The following is a 19,529-nucleotide window of genomic DNA, read 5'->3' on the forward strand; positions in this document are numbered from 1 at the left end:
CCTTCTCATATGTTTATGGCTTTAAGATAAGCACGAGAGGGCGGGGTTAAAAGGGAGAAAGGCTGGACGGCTTCCCCGTGCCGGGGTAAACGCGCGTTATGCCCAGATATGCCCTCTTGATCGAATACAACGGCGCGCCTTTTTCCGGTTGGCAACGTCAAAAGCAACACCCCTCGGTTCAGCAGGCGGTGGAAGAGGCGTTGCGCAAACTGGAACCCGACTGCCCGGGGATCGGCGCGGCGGGGCGCACGGATGCGGGGGTGCATGCCTCCGGTCAGGTGGCGCATTGCGATATGACAAAGGAGTGGGACCCGTTCCGGTTAAGTGAGGCGCTCAATCATCACCTCAAACCCGCGCCCGTGGCGATTTTACACGCAGCCCGTGTTGCGGATGACTGGCACGCAAGGTTTTCGGCCCATGAGCGGCGCTACATGTTTCGGCTGATTTCCCGGCGCGCGCCCTTGGTGCATGAGGCGGGTAAGGCGTGGCATATCAACCATCCGCTCGACCGCGACAGGATGCAAGCGGGGGCGGATCGCCTGATTGGCCTGCATGATTTCACCACCTTTCGCTCGACCATGTGCCAAGCCGACAGTCCTGTGAAAACATTGGATGAATTTCGGATCGAAGCGCACGCCATCCCCTATGGGACCGAGTATCGGTTTTACCTGCGGGCGCGCTCGTTTTTGCACAACCAAGTCCGGTCTTTTGTCGGGACCTTGGAGCGCGTTGGCGCGGGATCGTGGACGCCTCAGGATGTCACGACGGCGCTTGAGGCCTGTGATCGCGCGGCCTGTGGGCCGGTCTGTCCGCCGCAGGGATTGTATCTGATGGGTGTCGGTTACGCGGATGATCCGTTTGCATCCTCCGCTACGCCCACCTAAGCGACGTCGAAAAGCCGCCCCAAGCCTGCCCCATTTCGGCCCGATTCACCTGTCAGCAAATGTCGTGTCGTATAAAGGAGCCTTGTCATGGACCTCACCGCCATCACATTTGATCAGTTGGCTTTGGCCATCATGACCACAATCGCAATCCGCGAAGTAATGATCGTGGCATTGCCGGACCGGATTGCAGGACCGGGTGGCTGGTTGATCGACACGCTCATCAGCGACCGTGTTTAAGGCAAAGTATCCTCAAAATGGGGCCAAATTTACCGAAACTGTTTCGTTCGCCGTATTTTTAGGCGAATTTTCAACATCCCCACGCAAAGTGCTCCGTTTTTGCTCAGGAAACTGTCGCTTTGGCCTCTGCTGCATTGAACCTGTGCAAGTGGTTTGATCTACCCCAAGGAAAGCAATCAGAGAAGGGGACGCCCATGGCCAAACCGTCTTCGCAATTCAGTGCGCGCCTGTGCGGACTTATCGAACAAATCTATCCCGATCTCGATGCGAAAGCGTTGAGCCAACAGATCACTGCGGCCTTTTGGCCCGAAGGCTCCGGGTATCGCTCACGCGCCCGCGCGCCGGGACACAATCTGTGGAATGAGACTGACACATTGGTCATCACCTACGGCAACACATTGGTCGATGGACAACACAAACCCTTGGATTTGTTGCGTGATTTTCTAAACCGTTATCTGCGCGGTGTGATCAATGGCGTGCACATCCTGCCGTTTTTCCCTTTCACCTCTGACGATGGCTTTGCGGTCACCGACTACCGTTTGGTCAACAGTCAACTGGGCGATTGGACCGATATTCAACGGATCGGCGAAGAATTTCGTCTGATGTCCGATCTGGTGCTCAACCATGTGTCGTCGCTCTCGACTTGGTTTTCGGAGTACCGTCAGGGCCACGCCCCCTATGACACGTTTTTCGTCGAAGCCTCGCCAGAAGATGATCTCTCCGAAGTGGTGCGCCCGCGCACCTCGCCCTTGTTGCGCGAAGTGATGACGGCGAATGGCCCGAAACATGTTTGGTGTACCTTTAGCCACGACCAGATCGACGTGGATTTCCACAATCCCGAGGTCTTGTTGGAATTCCTGCGGATCATGCGGCTGCATATCGACAATGGGGTGCGGATCATTCGGTTGGATGCGGTGGCCTTTGTTTGGAAAGAGTTGGGCACCAATTGTATCCACCTGCCACAAACCCACGCCATTGTGCGGTTGATGCGGCTGCTGTGCGATTACGCCGAAGAGCGCGTGGTTTTGATGACCGAAACCAATGTGCCCAACGCGGAAAACCTGAGCTACTTCGGCAACCGCAACGAAGCGCATATGATCTATAATTTCTCGCTGCCGCCCCTGCTGTTGCATGCACTGTTGTCGGGCAACTCATTACACCTCAACCAATGGCTGATGCGGATGCCACCGGCGCAATTGGGCTGTGCCTATCTCAACTTCTCGGCCTCACATGACGGGATCGGCGTGCGCGGGGCGGAGGGGCTTTTGTCCAATGACGAGTTGGATCAGGTGATTCAATGTGTGCGCGATGCGGGCGGATTGGTGTCGATGCGGGCCTTGGCCGATGGATCGCAAAAGCCATATGAGTTGAACATCACCTATTTTGACGCGCTCAAAGGCACGATTGAGGGCGGCGAGGACGGGCTTCAGGTGGCGCGGTTTATCTGTTCGCAAACCATTGTGATGGCGCTTGAGGGCGTTCCCGCCTTTTACATTCATTCGCTTTTGGCGACCCATAACGACCATGCGGGCGTCGAAAAAACCGGCGTGAACCGGGCGATCAATCGTCATCGTTGGGATTACCCGGAACTACGTGCCCTGCTTGATGATCCCGAAAGCCTCAACGCCCAAGTTCTGGCCGCGCTCAAGGATCGGATCGCTATTCGCACCGCACAAAAGGCGTTTCACCCGAATGCGACGCAGTTCACCATGCAGCTAGGCGATGCGTTCTTTGGCATCTGGCGGCAATCTCCGGCCCGCGATCAATCCATTTTCGCGATCAACAACCTGACCAACCAGGATGCCGAAATTCCGCATATTTCGATCAACCTGATCGAGGGCGAGGATTGGTATGATTTGCTATCCGGCGAAAAGATTGACCTCTCCTTGCCAAATATCCGTTTTGCGCCCTATCAAAGCCGCTGGATTTCCAACCTTAAGTGAGGGCGGCGCAGACTGCGACCAACAAAAAGGCCGGACACATCAGAGTCCGGCCTTTTGAAACTATCGCAGTCCGCTGTGCGGCGTTAGTGACCTGTGCGGTTGAGCACCACAGCAAAGGTTTTCCACGTCAATTTCACGTCGGTCGCAAAGCTCAAATCGCGCTCATAGCCTTCGTCAAAGGCAACGCGGTCGGCAAAGGTGGTTTCGCCTCGACCCGATACTTGCCAAGGTCCAGACAGACCCGGACGCATGTTGAAATAGGCTTTGCCTTTCGCCGAGGTGTAGATCGACATCTGCGACGGCATGAACGGGCGCGGACCGATCAGGCTCATATCGCCCCGGAACACGTTCAAAAGCTGAGGCAATTCATCCAGACTTGTGGCGCGAATGATGTGACCGATCCGGGTGATCCGGGGATCATTGGAAAGCTTTTGAAAGGTGGTCCATTCTTCGGCCACCGCAGGGTCTTCGCGACACAGCCGCTCAAGCACCTCTTCGGCGTCCACACGCATACTGCGCAGTTTGTAGCATTTAAACACCTTACCATTCATACCCACACGTTTTTGCGCAAAAAACGCCGGGCCACCGTCGCGTTTGACCAAGAGAGCCAAAACCAAGACCACGGGCACAATAATCGGCGCCGCGATCAAAAGCAGCAGCATATCAAAGATGCGTTTGCCATATTTTCGATAGAATATTCTTTTGGGTTGCGCGGTCTCCTGAGAGATGTAGCAATCCGATCTCGTCGCGGTGGCTGCGAGCACGGGTGAGCTCAGAGAACTGTTTGACGTATCCAACATAATATTTACGGACCCTTGAACGGCGAAACGCTCGCCGCCTCGAATCCCCCCAAATGGCTGACCATTTCTTCATACATTATTAAGGACGTCATTTCCGTGAAACTTGCTAAGAATTGTTTGGGGTTCGAATTTATCCTTTAAAAACGAGCCTTTTCTGCACTTGCACAATAAGTTACGCGTATTTTTCAAGCAGACTATGAACAAAAATATTTCAAAACTACGTAAAACCTTACCCGAATCGAAAGCGAAAAAAGTCAACTACAATTTGTAAACGTAACGTAACGTAAAAATGACACAGCAACTTAGCCTAAGCGGATTTCGTCAACACCACATTCCTGCTTTTGACCAAGGCCACCGCCCTTCGCCGCACCGCGCTATCCAACACGACGCAAACCATCGACCCAGACCGTGGCAATATTGGCGCGCGAGATGGAATAAAGCAGCTTTTCCAACACCAGATCACCGTCGTAACCGGGCCAAAGCCGGATCGTGCCCTTGGCGGCTTTCGGGTCAATGGCGATGGCATCGAACTTCATTCCCGGCTCGAAACTCCCGACCGGAAGGCCAAGCGCCTTGGCCCCGCCGCGTGTCGCCAGATAAAAAGCGGTGCGAAAATCAATCCGCGCCGCGCCCCGGCCCCGCGCCTCAGGCGCAACAGCGGCATCCACACCGCTTTCCAACATTCTAGATGCCGCAATCGCCATCCGGGCCGTTTCCCAGATCGAGGCCACAGGCCCGCCGGACATATCCGAACCAAGCCCGACATTGAGACCGCGTTCCAAAGCGGCGCGCAGCGGAAAGACCGCCCCTGAGAAATAGGCATTGGACAGCGGGCAATGCGCCACCCCCGCCTGATGGGCGATCATCAGGTCCATATCAGAGCCGGAGAGATGCGTGCCGTGGGCAAAGACCGAATGCGGCACCATCAGGCCAAAGTCCGCCAGCGCCTCCGCATCAGAACGCCCCGTTCGGACACGGACATAGTCATGTTCCCAATCACTTTCCGACACATGGCTTTGCACCCGCGTGCCGGTTTTTTGCGCCAAAGCGCCAAGGCCCGAAAGACACGCATCGGTACAAGACGGCACAAAGCGCGGCGTCACCACCGGATGCACCATCCCGTCATTGCCGGGCATGGCGTTGATATACTCAATCACCGCGCGCGTGCCCGCAATCGCGTCTTCGGCAGAGGCATCGCGATACTCAGGCGGGCATTGGTCCGGGTCATCCATCACCACTTTGCCAATCAACGCACGCTGCCCCTTGGCCAGACAAAGATCGGCCAAAAGCGTGGTAGCCGGGACATGAACGGTGGCAAAATGCAGCGCGGTGGTGGTGCCAAGCGCCAACATGTCGTCGATCAACGCACTGTAGACCGCTTTGGCAAAATCGAGATCGGAAAACCGCGCCTCAAGCGGGAAAGTGTAGGTTTGCAGCCAATCCTCAAGCGGCACGTCAAGCGCGGTGCCAAGTTGCGCGTATTGCGGCGCGTGCACATGCAGATCCACGAATCCCGGCAAGATCAACCAGCCCGTTGGCAGGATCGTCGCCCCGGTCGGATCGCCGTCCGGCTCAAAACCAACAATGCGCCCCGCGTCATCCAATGTCAGAACGGCATCTTCAAAGGCTTCAACCACACCCAGGGTTGGCGCATGAAACCCCGAGACCAAAATCTTTTGTCCGCGCAGATCCTTCATGCCGCAGTGACGGTAAATGTATCCGCCGGCCCCAAAGTTGTACCGTAAACACAGCCCTTTTCTTTCAACCAACGGCGATACGCGATGGAGGAGGCATCGGCGCGGGTCGGCGTTTCGAACCGCGGTTCCAACGGCAAAAGACGCGGGCGTTGGTTTTCCAAAATGATCCGGTCTTGCAGAAAGATCACCTGTTGAAACCCGATCAGATCGGCATCCGTGCTGGTCTCATCCAGCAAGAACATCACCGGATGTGCGCGACACAGGCCCGGCTCCATCGGTTGCACAAACAGGCAAATCACATCCCAACGCGTCTCGGACATCGGGCAGGTTTTATACAGCAACACGGTAAACGGCGTGGTGATACGGTAGATATAATCGGTCCGGATCGCGCCACTTGCGGATTTGGCGGCCTGTGGTTGAGTAAAAACGCAATCGGTGGCCCAGACCTCGTCCACATCGCGGCGGATTTCGCATTTGTATTTCTCAACCTCGGGGTGCGCCTCAGAGCCAAGAATATCCGTATGCACAAAAGGGAAATGCGCCATATCCAGAAAATTCTCGATCACGCGCGGGGCCGAGGATTTCACCTTCACCGCGCCGCAAGGGACATAGCGGCGATCCGGTTCATCCGCCTCTGAGATATGCGGCACATCGGTGTTGGGCGCGCCCAAGGTGACCCAAAGATAGCCGTATCGCAGTCGCACGGGCAATTCCCTATCCCCACAGCGCGCCACCAAAGCCTCGCCGCCCGTGATGAAAATATCCTGACCCAAAAGCCGGGTCGTCAGCCCAGAGGGCGGGATTTCGGCCAGATTTTGAATGCAATACCATTGATCGAGCGTGGCGGGGTCCAGCACCGACCCATCTGTCTCTGTCGTCATTTTATGCATCCTTTGAAATTTGGGCTCAGGCGTAAATACGATCCATCGTTGCGGCATGATCGGCCAAAGCGGCCGCCACGTCCAGACGCGTGAACGCACCTTGGTCAATGATCTGCACCCCATTGATGAAGGAATGATCAACCTCAAACGGACCGCACATCACAAGGGCAGCCAAAGGATCGCGCTGGGTGCCTGCAAGGCCAAGCCGCGTGCGTTTTATGGCAATGAGATCGGCGGATTTGCCGGGGGCCAGTTGCCCAATGTCGTCGCGCCCCAAAAGTTTCGCTCCCGCCCGCGTCGCCATCCAAAGCGCCTCGCGCGCCGACAGTGCCCCCGGTGTGCCGCCAAATCCGCCCCGCCCACCGGGGACCTCGGACAGGTAGCGGTCCGGCGCGACCCGTTGCAAATACTGCGCCATGCGCGCCTCCATGAACATGTTGGAGGTGTCGTTTGAGGCCGACCCGTCGACGCCCAAACCCACCGTCACGCCCGCGTCCAACATCTCGCGCGCCCGCATGATGCCAAGGCCGCAGCGCATATGGGCGGAGGGACAAAAGGTGGCTCCGGTGCCGGTCTCGGCAAAGGTTTTGATCTCGGCGTCATTGAGGAAAATCGCATGGGCAAACCACACATCGGGACCGAGCCACTCACAGCTTTCGGCATAGGCGACCGAACGCATGCCGTAGGTGGCGATGCAATATTCCTCTTCGCTCAGCACCTCGGCGATATGCGAATGCAGCCGCACACCGGGATGCATCCGTGCCAATCGCGCCGCGTCTTTCATCAAGCCTTGGGTGACGGAAAAGGCCGAACAGGGCGCCAAAACAATCCGCGTCATCGCGTGATCTGACATGTCATGATAGCGGTGGATCAAGCGCTCGGCATCCCTCAGGATCGCCTCTTCCTCCTCCACGCAACTGTCGGGCGGCAACCCGCCTTTGCTTTCGCCCCGGCTCATCGCGCCCCGCGCCGCATGAAAGCGCAGACCCATCTCCTGGGCCACCCGAATGGGCGTGTCCAAGGTGCAATCATTGGGCATGATATATTGGTGGTCCGAGGAGGTGGTACAGCCGCTCATGATCAGTTCGGCCATGGCCATGCGCGAAGCGGTTTCCATCGCCCGATCATCAAGCTTTGCCCAAATCGGATAGAGGGTTTTGAGCCAGACGAAGAGTTCGTCATCCTGAACCATCACCCGCGTGAGGTTTTGGTAGAAATGATGATGGGTGTTGATCATCCCCGGCATCACCACATGATCGGACAGGTCCAACACCCGATCCGCCACCACATCGACAAACCCCGACATCGGCCCGACAGCCGCAATCACATTGTCGCGGATCAATACGCCCCCATCGGTCATTTCGCGACCGACCTCGCCATAACCGTCATCAAAGGTGGCCAGATAGGAGATGTATTTAAGGAAAGTTGTGCTCATCTTTGATCTCGAAAATAGGGGACTGTGAGACTGTCGGGTGCGGCCATCAGGCGGCGCATCCGTTGCCATGCCAGAACAGGCACGATCATCAATGCCATGGTGCCCAGATAGGGCAACATCGAGAGGATCGAGGCGGCAATCGGCCAATTATGCGCCTGACCGACAAAGCCCAAGGCGGTGACAAAACCGAATAACAGCCCGGCAAGTACGGCGTTGATCGGGCGAAATCCGGCGAAAATCACCAAGGCGACCGCGATCCAACCGCGCCCTGCGACGACGCCCTCGGACCAGCTTGGGACAAAGACCAAGGTCAGATAGCCCCCGGCCCCTGCCGCCAAAGCCGACCCCAATGACACATACCAAAACCGCATTTTCATCACTGAAATCCCCGCGGCATCTGCCGCCGCCGGATTTTCGCCCACGGCGCGCATGTTGAGACCATGACGGGTGTGAAAGATCAAAATATGCAGCGCCACCGGCAGCACGAGGAAGATCAGATAGACCAAAAGCGAATGGCTAAAGAACGCGCGGCCCAAAAACGGCAGATCGGACAGGATTGGGATATGGATGTCCTGAAAGGTCGCGGACACAGGCGAGCCAGAGATCGGTTTGCCCAAGGTGGCGGCCAAACCCATCCCCATGTAGGTGAGTGCCAAGCCGCAGAGCACCTGATTGGCGCGGATGATCACCGTGGCCACGGCAAAAATCATCCCCGCGATCAACCCCACGCCCATGGCGACCAAAAAGCCCAGCCATGGGTGCGGCGTGATCACCACCGTGGCCACCGCTGACATCGCGCCCAAGGCGATCAGCCCCTCGACGCCAAGGTTCACCACACCCACACGTTCGGCCAAAACCTCGCCCAAAGCCGCCAGCGCCAGAACGCCTCCGGCCAAAAAGGCGGTTTGGATCAGACCTGCAAGAATATCCATGTCAGCGCGCTCCCTTGGGTGTGACTTTTCCAGTCGTTGGGATCAATTTGTAGCGCGCGACCTCGTCAGCGATGGCGGCGTAAAACAGGATCAGCCCGGTGATGGCCAAAACCGTATGGGTTGTAAGCCCTTGAGATTGCAAAACGATCCCACCATTCAGGATCACCGCCATAAAAAATGCTGTGGCAATCACCCCCAAAGGGGCGGCGCGGGCCAGAACCGCGACCATGATGCCCAGATAGCCATAATTGTTGGAAATCCCGCCCTGAAGCCGCCCGACGGTGCCTGCAACCTCCATCATGCCGCCAAGCCCGGCGATGGCGCCCGACATCAACATGACGAGGATCAGATGACGCTGTACCGGCATCCCGGCATAGGCTGCGGCACCCGGATTGGCGCCGCCGATGCGCACCTCATAGCCCCAACGCGTATAGGCAAACATCACGGCCAAACCAACCGCCAACATCAGCGCCACGGGCAAGCCCCAATGCACGATCCCCCAGACATAGGGCACCGAGACGGACAGTCGCGCGGTGGTCGCCAAAGCCATGCCCGACGGATCGAGCCAAGGGCCGGTGGCAACCCAATAGACCAACAAAAGCGCGACGAAATTCATCAACAGCGTGGTGATCAATTCGGACACATCGGCATAGGCTTTGGCCAAGGTCGGGATCAAAATCCAAAGCGCGCCACCGGCCATGCCCGCGAGCGCCATCAGCGGCACTAAGAGCCACGCGGGACCCGGCACGAACAGCGCCACGCCAGTTGCGGCAAACGCCCCAAGGTTGAATTGCCCCTCCGCCCCAATGTTCCACGCACCGATGCGCAGGCCAACCGCAACCGCGAGACCACAATAGAGCAGCGGCGAAAACAACAGGCCCAAATCCTCAAGCCCGAAACGCGACCCGAAGGTCGATGACAACACCTTGCCGCCCAGCGCGATTGGGTCTTTGCCGGACAGCGCCAACACGGCGGCGGCGGTCAAAAGCGCCAAGATCACCGACAGCACCCGCGCGGAGAACAACACGCTTGGGGCCGCGACCGGCATACGTTGCAAACGGTAGCTCATGCGGCCTGTCCCTGTTGTCTTTGTCCGCCCATCATCAGGCCGATTTGTTCGATATCCGCGCCTTGGGCCGGAACCACGCCCATAATCTCGCCATGAAACATCACGGCAATCCGGTCGGCGAGGTTCAGCACTTCTTCCAACTCCTCGGAGATCAGGACAACGGCGACGCCACTGTCGCGCATCTCAACAAAATAGCGCATCATCGTGTTGATCGCGCCAACGTCCAGCCCGCGCGACGGATAGGCCGCGATCAGCACCTTATCGGCAATGCGCATTTCGCGCCGCGCGACCAGACGTTGTTGGTTGCCGCCCGACAGGTTGCGTGCAGGCATGGCGAAATCCGGCACCATCACCCCGGCAATCCTGGCAATCTCGCGCGCCAAAGCCAGCGCTCGACGCGGCGCATACCACGGCCCGTTCGAGAGTGGCGGCAGGGCGTATTCGCGCAGCACCGCATTGTCGGTGATCGACAGGGTTGGGGCCATCCCGGCATAAAGTCGATCTTCGGGAATATGACCCACGCCCTTTTGCGCAAAGACCCGCGCGCCAGCGCGTCCGATATCTTCGCCATCCAGTGTCACCGTGCCCTTGGAGGGCGCGACAAGACCACTCAGCACATAGGTCAATTCACGCTGACCATTGCCCGCAACCCCAGCGATGCCAAGGATTTCTCCGGCGCGCACAGAGAGCGAGACGTTTTTCAACACAGTGCCATACTCAGATTTCAGCGTGACGCCTTCAAGTGTTACCATCGGCGCGCCAATCTTGCGCGCGCCGCCATCGCCACGCATGTCGTTGAGCACGATTTCGCGCCCGACCATCAATTGTGCCAAGGATGTCTCCGAACAGTCCGAGGTCCATTCGGTCGCGATCTTGCGGCCCGCGCGCAAAATGCTCACCCGGTTGGAAATCTCCATCACCTCGTCGAGTTTATGCGAGATGAAAATCACCGCGTTTCCCCGCGCCACAAAGGCCCTGAGCGCCGCAAACAGGTCGCGTGCCTCCGAGGGGGTCAAAACGGCGGTGGGCTCATCAAGGATCAGAACTTTGGCGTCACGCGCCAACACCCGCAGGATTTCGACCCGCTGCTGTTCGCCCGTTGACAGATCGGCCACAATCGCCCCCGGCTTGACCGCAAGGCCAAGCGTGTCGGCTAAATTCATGGTCCGCTCTTCCAGCGCCTTGCGCGAAATCCGCGCCGGGGTGGCATCCCAACCCAAGTGGATGTTTTCGGCCACGGTGAAGGCTTTGACCAATTTGAAATGCTGATGCACCATGCCAATCCCGGCGGCGATGGCATCAATTGGCGAGGCAAAGCGGCGACTTTCCCCGTCCATGATGATCTCGCCTGCATCCATGTGATAGATGCCGGTCAATACATTCATCAGCGTCGATTTCCCGGCGCCGTTTTCGCCCAAAAGCGCGTGAATCTCGCCGGGATAGACCGCAAGATCCACGTCCTCATTGGCGATCACGCCGGGGAAATATTTCGACACGCCTTTGAGGGCGACCAAAGGCGGCGTCCCGGGCGCAAGCCCGAGACGCTGTTGGATCGAATCCTCGTGCATCACTCAGTTGTCCAGACCGGAGACCCCTTCGATCGACCAGTTCCAATGGTAAAGCTCTTCCTCCGTCATGGTCTGGCCTGCGGCGACTTTGATCGTGCCTTTGGAGTCTTTGATCTCGCCCATGAACGGGTTGAACGACCCATCCAGGATCGTGGCCTTGACCGCATCCGCCTTGGCCGCGACATCGGCGGGCACGCTGTCGCCCCAAGCATCGACGTCCACGCCGGCCCCAAAGGGCAAGAGGTCATAGGTCGGCATCCATTCGCCCGCCAAACGGCGACGCACTTGTTCAACGTACCATGGACCGAAATCGACCATGATCGAAGAGATGTAGGCATTGGGACCATAGCGACGCAGATCGGTGTTCCACATCACGGCCTTGGCACCCCGTTCTTCGGCCACCTGAAGGTAACCGGCCTCATCCATGATCCCAAACAGCACATCACAGCCTGCATCAATCAGCGCCACTCCGGCTTGGGTCGCGGCCTGCGGGTCGAACCAACTGTTGATGACGATGGATTGTAGCGTGGCCTCCGGGTTGATCGTGCGCGCCCCCATGAGGAACGCGTTTGTGCCGGAATAGACCGAGGGCACAGGGAAAGAGGCAACATAGCCGAGTTTTCCGGTGGTCGACATCGCCCCCGCCGCGATCCCGGCGACATAGGACGGATACCAATGGGCGACGTAATAAGTGCCCAAATTGTCCATCGGATTGCGGCCATCGCATTCGTAAAACGCCACCTCGGGGGCACGTTTGGCAACGTCGTACAAGAAATCACCATAGTTCGAGGTGGCGAAGACCATGCAGGCATCATCGGCGACGAATTGACGGAAAATCCGGGTGGCATCGGCCGAATAGGGGATCGACTCGACATAGGAGGTGCGCAGCGCCGGGAAGGCGGCTTCGACTGCCTTCATCCCTTGGTCATGCGCCCAGGTCCAGCCTTCGTCCGACGTTGGCCCAGTGTGACCAAAGGCGATATGCGCGTCAGCTTCGACCACGGGTGCCAAAGGGCCCGCCGCATTGGCAGGTCTGATCACCCCGGTTTTGGGCAGGATCAAACTGGCCCCGGCAGCGGCACCCATATTGAGAAACCCACGGCGGGACAGGGATTTGGTAGAAATCATCGAAGAGGTCCTCTTGGCTGTTTGAACGCTTTTGACATGTCCCATCCGGCCTTGGCCGGGGACGCGCTATGAAAGGTGCGCGGCGCTTCGCCCTCTGCGGGGAGATAGCGCCAGGACCGCCTTGCGCCCGGACGATCCGTCGCCAAGGTCACGAATGTGGGGCGGCCACGTCGCATGTGCAGGACCACGTTTCCAGAGTGCTGTGACCGTGAATAGCCGTAAAATTTCGATACAGATGTTGCGTTTAGAACAACACTTGACGGTCCAGATTTTCCACGCCTAACTGCCGCGAACACCTCGGAAAAAATCGCCGTTTTTCCTATAAAAAAGGGGTTTTCTCGAATGATGAAAGCACAGAGACATGCAGATTGACCACGTGACATTCACCTTTACGGGACAGATTCCACGCGAGAGTTTTGCCGAGTTTGCGCAACACCGTGCCTCAAGATTGTCCATCACCCTCACAACTGTGATGCAAAATGATGCAGTTGCGAAATTGCAGGTGATTGGTCAGCGCGATTTGGTGGATGCGTTTGAAATGGCGCTCAGCCTCGGGCCACAGGATTGCATCGTCCACAAGGTCACACGACAGGCAGACAACCCCGCCAAAGGAGAAGAGACATGAGTGAAACCGGATGGGTGCCCATCGCCCTGTCACGCTTTATTGCCCCCGGCACATCGGCCGGCACGGCGGTGCATGGCGCGGAAATCGTGGTCTGGCGCGACACCGGCGGCAAAGCCCACGCGTGGGAGGACCGCTGTCCGCATCGCGGCATGAAAATGAGCTTTGGCTTTGTGCGTGGCGATCACATCGCCTGTCTTTATCACGGCTGGGAATATGACGAGACCGGCACCTGTCGCTACATCCCGGCACACCCGGATTTGGAAGTGCCACCGTCAATCTGCGTCACGCGCTATGCGGTGACGGAGGCGGGTGGCATGATCTGGACCGCGCTGCCTTTGGGCGACATGCCAGAAGTGGAACCAAACGCGCCTGAGATGGACGGGCTGCGCAGCCTCTACATCGACGCGCCTCTGGATGCGGTCTTGGCCGGGGTGAAAACCGTGGCCTCGGAGGTCTCGCAGACCGGCGCGCTGATCACCGCCACGCTGGGAGAGACCCCGCTGACCCTCGGCTTACAAACCGTCGACGCCGACCATTCGGCGTTGCACATCACCCTGCCCTCGGACACACCGACCGCGACCCGCCTCAGCCTGCTCGACCAATTCGCCACCCTGCGCCGCAACGTCGAATCCCCCCTCAAAGAGGCCGCTCAATGACCCAGCTTGTCTTGCACAATTATGATCTGGATGACGCCTGCTATCGCGTGCGGCTTGTGGCCTCCTGTTGCGACCTTCCGGTGGAATTGCGCAATGTCGACATGTTCCCCGGTATGGAACAGGTTTCCCCGCCCTATCTGAAGCTGAACCCTTTGGGGCGCTTGCCGATCTTGGAAACGGCGGATGTGACACTGCGCCATACCGGAGCGATTTTACTCTATCTGGCGGGGCTGGACCCGCAAAAGCGGCTTTTGCCGACAGAGGCCTCCGCACTGGCCCAGATGATGGATTGGCTGTTTTTCGCGGAACATGACCTATCGGTCTCCACCGAGGCCCGCGCCATTTCGATCATGGATCTGCCCGGTGACGGGCCCCAAACCATCGCCCAAACCCGCGCTTTGCTGCGGATTATGGAGGATCACATGAGCGCGCAAGAGATCAAAGGTCTGAGTTTCTTCGCCGGAGAAGAGATTACGCTGGCCGATATTGCGCTGTTCCCCGCCTTTGCGCTGAGCCGCGATTGCAATATTGACCATGACGCCTTTCCCGCCCTGCGGCTTTGGGCGCGACGGGTGCGTGCCACGCCGGGCTTTGTTGTCATGCCCGGCATCCCGGATTACCACTGATGGACCTGCATCGGCTTGGTCTCGTGTCCTCGCGCGTCCACCACTTTATGTTGGTGGCGCGGCTGGGGTCGATCCGGCAGGCGGCGCTGTCGCTCAATGTCGCGCCCTCTTCGATCTCGCGCACCATCAAACAACTCGAAGAAGACCTCGACACCCCCCTGTTTGAACGCACCAAACAACGGCTGAAACTGACCTCAGCGGGCGAACTTTTAGCCTATCACATCGGGCAATCCACCGGCGAAATGAACCGGGCGCTGACCGAGATCAACGACCTGCACGGGCTGCGCCGGGGCACCGTGACCCTGGCGGTGATCGAAAGTGCCGCACGCGGGCTTTTGCCCGAAGTTCTGGCCGGGTTTTGGGTGCGCCATCCCGAAATCAGCGTCGATGTCCGCGTCACCGGCTCGCAAGAGGCCGTCGATTTGGTCAATCAGGGCGAGGCGGATTTGGCCTTGGCCTTTGACGTGCGGGTGCCGCGCAATGCGCGGCGTTTGGCCTCCGTGGCTTTGCCTTTGGGCGTATTGGTGCCACCCGGCAGTGCCCTGACCAAAGAAAACCGCCCCGTAAAAGCCTATGAATTGGCCGGTGAGCGAGTGATCCTCTCGGACGCCTCTTTGACGCTCGGCAGTTCGGTCGAACAGATGTTTTCTGGCTCTTTCGTCGAGTTTTCCCGCCGCGCCCGGACGAATTCCATCGGCTTGATGATTGATCTGGCCATTCGCGGGCTGGGCACGATCCTTCAGACCCGGCTTGGTGTGCAAAATGAAATCAGTCGTGGCCATCTTGTCTTCATCCCGCTTGCGGATGCGGGTCTTGGTCTGCGCCGCCTGTCGCTGATTGCCCGCCCCAAAGGCGAAGCCTCTGAGGCCGCCTTGGCGCTCTCTGCCTCGCTCACTTCCACCATGGAGGGTCTCAAATCCTAAGTGTTGCGCCAAAGCGAACATCTCGTTGAGAAATCATCGTCTTTTCGGAACACAGTCACTCTGACAGGTTGATTTTGTAGCGTGAGATTTGGAGGTTCGATATGCAGCAAAGCGCCGTAGATGCGGTGATCCGAGGGCTCAAACGGGCGGGTGTGAGTATCGTATGTTACCTGCCGGATTCGCTGTTCAAAGAACTCTATCCGGCGCTCGATGCCGACCCGGACATTCGCACCATCCAAGTCACCAACGAAGGCGAGGGGGCGGCCATTTGCGGCGGTGTGTTCCTATCGGGCAAACGCGCGGCTTTGGTGATGGAAAACTCCGGTCTGCGCGCCTCGGTCGAACCGCTTGCGCGGATGGGCTTGGGCGCGGGCATCCCGGTTGTGATGCTGATGAGCTATCGCGGCGATATGGGCGAAAACAATTGGTGGGCGGTGCCACATGGCGTGACCATGGAACCGGTGCTGCAAGCCCTGCGCATCCCCTATGTGGTCGAGCGCGAAGAGGAGCGGATCGAACAAGCGATTTTTGACGCTTATGAGCTGGCCTATTCGTCTTATTACCACACCGCCGTGGCGCTTTCGGGGAGTATCGTGCGATGAAACGCTTTGAGTGTATGACAAAATTGGCCGCCCGCCTCTCCGACGAATTGGTGATCCTCTCATTGGGCGCCTCTGTTGACGAATGGTACAACGCCGCGCCGCACATGCGCGCCGCCTCGCTGTTTCAACAACAATTGGGCTGTGTCACGCCGCAGGCGTTTGGACTGGCGGCGGGCCTGCCGGAGCGTCAAATCATCTCGCTCGACACCGATGGCGGGCTGTTGTTCAACCTCGGCATACTGGCCACTTTGGGCAATGAAAGACCGAAAAACCTGTTTGTCGTGGTCTGGGACAATGAAATGTACCAATCCATCGGCGGGCCCAAAACCCACACCGCCTCGGGCACCGTCGATCTGGCCGCCATTGCGCAGGGTGCCGGGGTGACACACGCCTACACCGCCCGCACTTTGGACGAGTTCGACGCCCATTGCGAAGCGGGTTTGGCCAGTGACGACCCCTATATTGTCGTCGCCAAGGTCGCGGGCACTGTTCAGCCCGAGATCAAGCGCAAACACTCAGATGGGCGCGAGGACAAATACATCTTTGTGCGCCATGTCGAAGCCACCGAAGGGATCACCATCATGGGCCCTTCTGAACATAACTAATCCACGGGACCGACATGAAAACCGCCTTTGATTACATCGTGATCGGCTCTGGATCGGGCGGCTCTGCCGTGGCGCGTCGGCTGCATGATGCGGGGGCGGATGTGGCGGTGATCGAGGCGGGAAAATCCACCTTTGGCGTGACTGAGATCGAAGACCCGAGTGCGTGGTTTGCTCTGCAATCCGGCGCATGGGATTGGGGGCATCATTACACCCCCACCGCGCGGGTTTTGAATCGCACTATCCCGATCCCACGCGGCAAAGGCTTGGGTGGCTCGTCGGCCACCAATGCGATGATGTGGTATCGCGGCGGACCCGCCGATTATGCCCGATGGGACGCTGTGGCGCCGGGATGGTCGTGGGAGGACTGCCTGCCGAGCTTTCAAGCCTGCGAGACATGGCAGAGCGGTGCGAGCGCCTTGCGCGGCAGCGATGGCCCGCTCAAGATCACCCGCCCGGACCCGGATCATCCCCTGACCCAAGCCATGCTCAAAGGTGGGGCCGATATGGGCTTGCCGATGGTGGATGACCCGAACGGGCCGGAGCCCTTCGGCGTCAGCCTTGCCAATTTCAACATCTCGCCCGAGGGTCTGCGTTGGACCTCGGCGATGGGGTATCTTGCTCCAATCATGGCGTCCGAACGTTTGACGATCCTCTGCGAGACCCGCGCTTTGGCATTGGCGTTTTCCGGTGATCGCGTCCGTGGTGTCCGTGTGTTCAAAGACGGCGCGGAGCATCTTTTGACCGCACGGTCGGGCGTGATCCTTGCCGCTGGCGCTTTGGAAACCCCGCGGTTGTTGATGCTCTCTGGCATTGGAGATGAGGCGGAGCTGGTCCGGCTTGGCCTCAAAACCCGCCTCCACGCCCCCGAAATCGGTCGTAATCTTCAGGATCATCCGCTGCTGCGCGCCCTCAATTTCCGCGCCTCATCGCCGCTTGGGCCGATGAAAGGCAACGGCGGCGGCACGCTGTCGATTTGGAAATCCGCGCCCGAGTTGGACCAAGCCGATCTCTTGGCTTTCCCCATTCAAACCCGCTCTGCCGTGCCGGCGCTTTGGGATCATTACGATTTCGACGGTGATGTTTTTGCCATCGGACTGGGCGTCATGCGCTCCTATTCCAAAGGCTGGATCACGCTGACCGGGACCTCCCCGGATGACCCACTTGATATTCAGCCAAACCTCTTGTCGGACCCGCGCGATCTGAAGGCGCTCGTGTCCGGGGTGGAGTTCCTGTTGGACATGGTGCTCACCCCCGGCTTTTCACACCTCTTCGCGGATTTCGCCGCCCCGGACCGCAAGGTCTCGGGCGGGGATACCGTCACTTTCGTGCGCCGCGCCTGTTCGACCTTTTTCCACTGTTGTGGCACCGCCCAAATGGGCACACACACCGACGCCCCCGTGTCCCCTCGGTTGGGCGTCAAGGGCGTTCGCGGCCTCTGGGTCGCGGATGCCTCCGTCATTCCCGACATCCCCGCCTGTCACACCCACGCCCCTGTCACCATGATCGGAGAACGGGCGGCGCAATTCATATTGGAGGACGCATGTCTGACCTGATCCTAAGTGCCGAAGCCCTTGTCACCATGGACAAAGACCTGACCGTGATCCCCCACGGTGCGGTCTTGGTGCGCGGTGATACGATTGTGGCCACAGGCCCCGCGCGCGACCTGATCGCAGCACACCCGGAGGCCACGGTAAAGGACATGGGCCGAGCGGTGTTGATGCCCGGTCTGATCAATGCCCATGCCCATTCCGGCTTTCTGCGCGGCACCGCCGAACACCTGCCGGTTTGGGATTGGCTGACCCAACATATCAACCCGATGCACCGCGTGCTTTTGCCCGAAGAGGCGGAGGCCGCCAGCTATCTGTGCTACGCCGAAAGCCTCTTGGCGGGCACCACCACGGTGGTGGATATGTGGCGTTATATGGAGGGCTCGGCCCGTGCCGCCGAGATTCTTGGCAACCGGATTGTCGCCGTGCCTTACGTTGGCGAGCACCCCGATTACGACTATTTCGACACGCTCGATATGAATGAGGCGTTGATTGAGCGTTGGCATGGCAAGGCCGAGGGTCGGGTCACTGTCTGGGTCGGGTTGGAGCATCTGTTTTATGCCGATGAGGCCGGGCAACAGCGCGCTATCGACATGGCGAAAAGGCACAACACCGGCTTTCACACCCATTGTTCCGAGGCCGATATTGAACTGGCCGAATTTAAAACCCGCTATGGCAAAAAGCCGATGGAGGTGTTTCGCGATCTGGGGTTCTTTGAGACGCCTCTGGCGATGTTTGCCCATGCCGTGTGGTTTTCGCCCGAAGAGATCGACCTGATCTCAAACTACAACGTATCGGTCGCCCATAACCCGGTGTCGAACATGAAACTGGCCTCTGGCATCGCGCCCATTTCTGACATGTTGGCGGCGGGCATACCCGTGGGCATCGGCACGGATGGTGAGAAAGAGAACAACAATTTTGACATGTTCGAAGAGATGAAACTCACCTCCCTCAAGGGCAAATTGCGCCACCGCGACGCCGCCGCAATGGACAGTTGGGAGGTGTTGCGCATGGCGACCTCTTTGGGGGCCGAGGCCCTGGGGCTGGGCAATGTCACGGGGTCATTGGAACCGGGCAAAAAAGCCGACATCATCGCCCTGCGCGGCGACACGCCGCGGATGACGCCATTTCACGCCGATGGGCGCTGGTTCAACATTCACCACAACCTGGTCCATGCCGTACGCGGCTCTGACGTCAAAATGACCATGGTCAATGGCCAGATATGCGTCGAGGACGGCAAGCTGGTGAGCGGGGATGTGACCGAGATCATCGACCGGCTGAACCGCCTCACACCGGGGCATTTCACCCGCCGCCAGCTCTGGCTTGACGCCAATGGCGGCGGCACGACGCAATGGACCGATTGAGGAGCAT

At 58.8% G+C, this 19,529-nt stretch carries 19 protein-coding genes; 11 read left to right on the top strand and 8 right to left on the bottom strand.

The genetic code is table 11. The annotated features are described in order from the left end of the window. Positions 1 to 98 precede the first annotated feature (98 nt). The 3 genes from truA to B30_RS19590 all read left to right on the top strand — a co-directional run bounded on the left by truA (position 99) and on the right by B30_RS19590 (position 3,064). Positions 99 to 884: a tRNA pseudouridine(38-40) synthase TruA gene (gene truA / locus B30_RS19585; protein ID WP_009573970.1), complete on the top strand. Its 786-nt coding sequence runs from the start codon at positions 99 to 101 to the stop codon at positions 882 to 884. Positions 885 to 971: 87 nt separating this feature from the next. Continuing rightward, positions 972 to 1,121: a hypothetical protein gene (locus B30_RS22270; RefSeq protein ID WP_157789845.1), complete on the top strand. Its 150-nt coding sequence runs from the start codon at positions 972 to 974 to the stop codon at positions 1,119 to 1,121. 194 nt (positions 1,122 to 1,315) lie between these two features. After that, positions 1,316 to 3,064, top strand: coding sequence for a sugar phosphorylase (locus B30_RS19590; RefSeq protein ID WP_009573971.1), 1,749 nt, complete (start codon positions 1,316 to 1,318; stop codon positions 3,062 to 3,064). A gap of 83 nt (positions 3,065 to 3,147) precedes the next feature. Here B30_RS19590 and B30_RS19595 read toward each other — a convergent pair whose 3' ends face one another. The 8 genes from B30_RS19595 to B30_RS19630 all read right to left on the bottom strand — a co-directional run bounded on the left by B30_RS19595 (position 3,148) and on the right by B30_RS19630 (position 12,574). Beyond that, positions 3,148 to 3,864 carry a sugar transferase gene (locus B30_RS19595; RefSeq protein WP_009573972.1) on the bottom strand — a complete coding sequence of 239 codons (717 nt, stop codon included), beginning with the start codon at positions 3,862 to 3,864 and terminating at the stop codon, positions 3,148 to 3,150. A gap of 374 nt (positions 3,865 to 4,238) precedes the next feature. After that, positions 4,239 to 5,561, bottom strand: coding sequence for an amidohydrolase family protein (locus tag B30_RS19600; RefSeq protein WP_009573973.1), 1,323 nt, complete (start codon positions 5,559 to 5,561; stop codon positions 4,239 to 4,241). Continuing rightward, a complete protein-coding gene (locus B30_RS19605) occupies positions 5,558 to 6,442 on the bottom strand; it encodes an aromatic ring-hydroxylating oxygenase subunit alpha (protein WP_009573974.1) in 885 nt (294 codons plus the stop codon). Before B30_RS19605 ends, B30_RS19600 begins: the two co-directional genes overlap by 4 nt. Positions 6,443 to 6,467: 25 nt before the next feature. Beyond that, on the bottom strand, positions 6,468 to 7,877 hold the full coding sequence (locus B30_RS19610) for an 8-oxoguanine deaminase (protein ID WP_009573975.1): 1,410 nt from the start codon (positions 7,875 to 7,877) through the stop codon (positions 6,468 to 6,470). After that, complete coding sequence (locus B30_RS19615; protein ID WP_009573976.1) at positions 7,874 to 8,809, bottom strand: ABC transporter permease; 936 nt, start codon at positions 8,807 to 8,809, stop codon at positions 7,874 to 7,876. Before B30_RS19615 ends, B30_RS19610 begins: the two co-directional genes overlap by 4 nt. A 1-nt stretch (position 8,810) precedes the next feature. Beyond that, a complete protein-coding gene (locus B30_RS19620; RefSeq protein ID WP_009573977.1) occupies positions 8,811 to 9,878 on the bottom strand; it encodes an ABC transporter permease in 1,068 nt (355 codons plus the stop codon). Further along, the gene (locus tag B30_RS19625; RefSeq protein WP_051130671.1) at positions 9,875 to 11,446 is read right to left on the bottom strand and encodes an ABC transporter ATP-binding protein; all 1,572 of its coding nucleotides are present in this window, start codon (positions 11,444 to 11,446) and stop codon (positions 9,875 to 9,877) included. The genes B30_RS19620 and B30_RS19625 overlap by 4 nt, the downstream gene beginning before the upstream one ends. Positions 11,447 to 11,449: 3 nt before the next feature. Continuing rightward, entirely contained in the window at positions 11,450 to 12,574 is a 1,125-nt protein-coding gene (locus B30_RS19630; RefSeq protein ID WP_009573979.1) for a BMP family ABC transporter substrate-binding protein, read from the bottom strand. A 361-nt stretch (positions 12,575 to 12,935) separates the two neighbouring features. On the opposite strand from B30_RS19630, the gene B30_RS19635 reads away from it, so the two are divergent. The 8 genes from B30_RS19635 to B30_RS19670 all read left to right on the top strand — a co-directional run bounded on the left by B30_RS19635 (position 12,936) and on the right by B30_RS19670 (position 19,522). Next, complete coding sequence (locus B30_RS19635) at positions 12,936 to 13,199, top strand: hypothetical protein (RefSeq protein ID WP_009573980.1); 264 nt, start codon at positions 12,936 to 12,938, stop codon at positions 13,197 to 13,199. Then, the gene (locus B30_RS19640) at positions 13,196 to 13,855 is read left to right on the top strand and encodes a Rieske (2Fe-2S) protein (RefSeq protein ID WP_009573981.1); all 660 of its coding nucleotides are present in this window, start codon (positions 13,196 to 13,198) and stop codon (positions 13,853 to 13,855) included. The genes B30_RS19635 and B30_RS19640 overlap by 4 nt, the downstream gene beginning before the upstream one ends. Beyond that, positions 13,852 to 14,481 carry a glutathione S-transferase family protein gene (locus B30_RS19645; RefSeq protein ID WP_009573982.1) on the top strand — a complete coding sequence of 210 codons (630 nt, stop codon included), beginning with the start codon at positions 13,852 to 13,854 and terminating at the stop codon, positions 14,479 to 14,481. The genes B30_RS19640 and B30_RS19645 overlap by 4 nt, the downstream gene beginning before the upstream one ends. Further along, entirely contained in the window at positions 14,481 to 15,404 is a 924-nt protein-coding gene (locus tag B30_RS19650; RefSeq protein WP_009573983.1) for a LysR family transcriptional regulator, read from the top strand. Before B30_RS19645 ends, B30_RS19650 begins: the two co-directional genes overlap by 1 nt. Positions 15,405 to 15,505: 101 nt before the next feature. Then, positions 15,506 to 16,006 (top strand): thiamine pyrophosphate-binding protein, encoded by a 501-nt coding sequence (locus B30_RS19655; RefSeq protein WP_009573984.1) that lies wholly within the window; start codon positions 15,506 to 15,508, stop codon positions 16,004 to 16,006. After that, positions 16,003 to 16,611 (top strand): thiamine pyrophosphate-dependent enzyme, encoded by a 609-nt coding sequence (locus B30_RS19660; protein WP_009573985.1) that lies wholly within the window; start codon positions 16,003 to 16,005, stop codon positions 16,609 to 16,611. The genes B30_RS19655 and B30_RS19660 overlap by 4 nt, the downstream gene beginning before the upstream one ends. 14 nt (positions 16,612 to 16,625) lie before the next feature. After that, complete coding sequence (locus B30_RS19665; protein WP_009573986.1) at positions 16,626 to 18,164, top strand: GMC family oxidoreductase; 1,539 nt, start codon at positions 16,626 to 16,628, stop codon at positions 18,162 to 18,164. After that, positions 18,152 to 19,522, top strand: a complete 1,371-nt coding sequence (locus B30_RS19670; protein WP_009573987.1) for an amidohydrolase family protein — start codon at positions 18,152 to 18,154, stop codon at positions 19,520 to 19,522. The genes B30_RS19665 and B30_RS19670 overlap by 13 nt, the downstream gene beginning before the upstream one ends. The last annotated feature ends 7 nt before the right edge of the window (positions 19,523 to 19,529 follow it).

This window comes from Celeribacter baekdonensis B30 (assembly GCF_000299875.1).
GTDB lineage: Bacteria > Pseudomonadota > Alphaproteobacteria > Rhodobacterales > Rhodobacteraceae > Celeribacter > Celeribacter baekdonensis_A.

Bases quoted from the DNA above. Each gene is read 5' to 3' on its own strand.
- B30_RS19620 (WP_009573977.1), bottom strand. From the start codon at position 9,878: ATGAGCTACCGTTTGCAACGTATGCCGGTCGCGGCCCCAAGCGTGTTG.
- B30_RS19650 (WP_009573983.1), top strand. From the start codon at position 14,481: ATGGACCTGCATCGGCTTGGTCTCGTGTCCTCGCGCGTCCACCACTTT.
- B30_RS19605 (WP_009573974.1), bottom strand. From the start codon at position 6,442: ATGACGACAGAGACAGATGGGTCGGTGCTGGACCCCGCCACGCTCGAT.
- B30_RS19600 (WP_009573973.1), bottom strand. From the start codon at position 5,561: ATGAAGGATCTGCGCGGACAAAAGATTTTGGTCTCGGGGTTTCATGCG.
- B30_RS19630 (WP_009573979.1), bottom strand. From the start codon at position 12,574: ATGATTTCTACCAAATCCCTGTCCCGCCGTGGGTTTCTCAATATGGGT.
- B30_RS19645 (WP_009573982.1), top strand. From the start codon at position 13,852: ATGACCCAGCTTGTCTTGCACAATTATGATCTGGATGACGCCTGCTAT.
- B30_RS19610 (WP_009573975.1), bottom strand. From the start codon at position 7,877: ATGAGCACAACTTTCCTTAAATACATCTCCTATCTGGCCACCTTTGAT.
- B30_RS22270 (WP_157789845.1), top strand. From the start codon at position 972: ATGGACCTCACCGCCATCACATTTGATCAGTTGGCTTTGGCCATCATG.
- B30_RS19655 (WP_009573984.1), top strand. From the start codon at position 15,506: ATGCAGCAAAGCGCCGTAGATGCGGTGATCCGAGGGCTCAAACGGGCG.
- B30_RS19665 (WP_009573986.1), top strand. From the start codon at position 16,626: ATGAAAACCGCCTTTGATTACATCGTGATCGGCTCTGGATCGGGCGGC.
- B30_RS19670 (WP_009573987.1), top strand. From the start codon at position 18,152: ATGTCTGACCTGATCCTAAGTGCCGAAGCCCTTGTCACCATGGACAAA.
- B30_RS19640 (WP_009573981.1), top strand. From the start codon at position 13,196: ATGAGTGAAACCGGATGGGTGCCCATCGCCCTGTCACGCTTTATTGCC.
- B30_RS19590 (WP_009573971.1), top strand. From the start codon at position 1,316: ATGGCCAAACCGTCTTCGCAATTCAGTGCGCGCCTGTGCGGACTTATC.
- B30_RS19660 (WP_009573985.1), top strand. From the start codon at position 16,003: ATGAAACGCTTTGAGTGTATGACAAAATTGGCCGCCCGCCTCTCCGAC.
- B30_RS19625 (WP_051130671.1), bottom strand. From the start codon at position 11,446: ATGCACGAGGATTCGATCCAACAGCGTCTCGGGCTTGCGCCCGGGACG.
- truA (WP_009573970.1), top strand. From the start codon at position 99: ATGCCCAGATATGCCCTCTTGATCGAATACAACGGCGCGCCTTTTTCC.
- B30_RS19615 (WP_009573976.1), bottom strand. From the start codon at position 8,809: ATGGATATTCTTGCAGGTCTGATCCAAACCGCCTTTTTGGCCGGAGGC.
- B30_RS19635 (WP_009573980.1), top strand. From the start codon at position 12,936: ATGCAGATTGACCACGTGACATTCACCTTTACGGGACAGATTCCACGC.
- B30_RS19595 (WP_009573972.1), bottom strand. From the start codon at position 3,864: ATGTTGGATACGTCAAACAGTTCTCTGAGCTCACCCGTGCTCGCAGCC.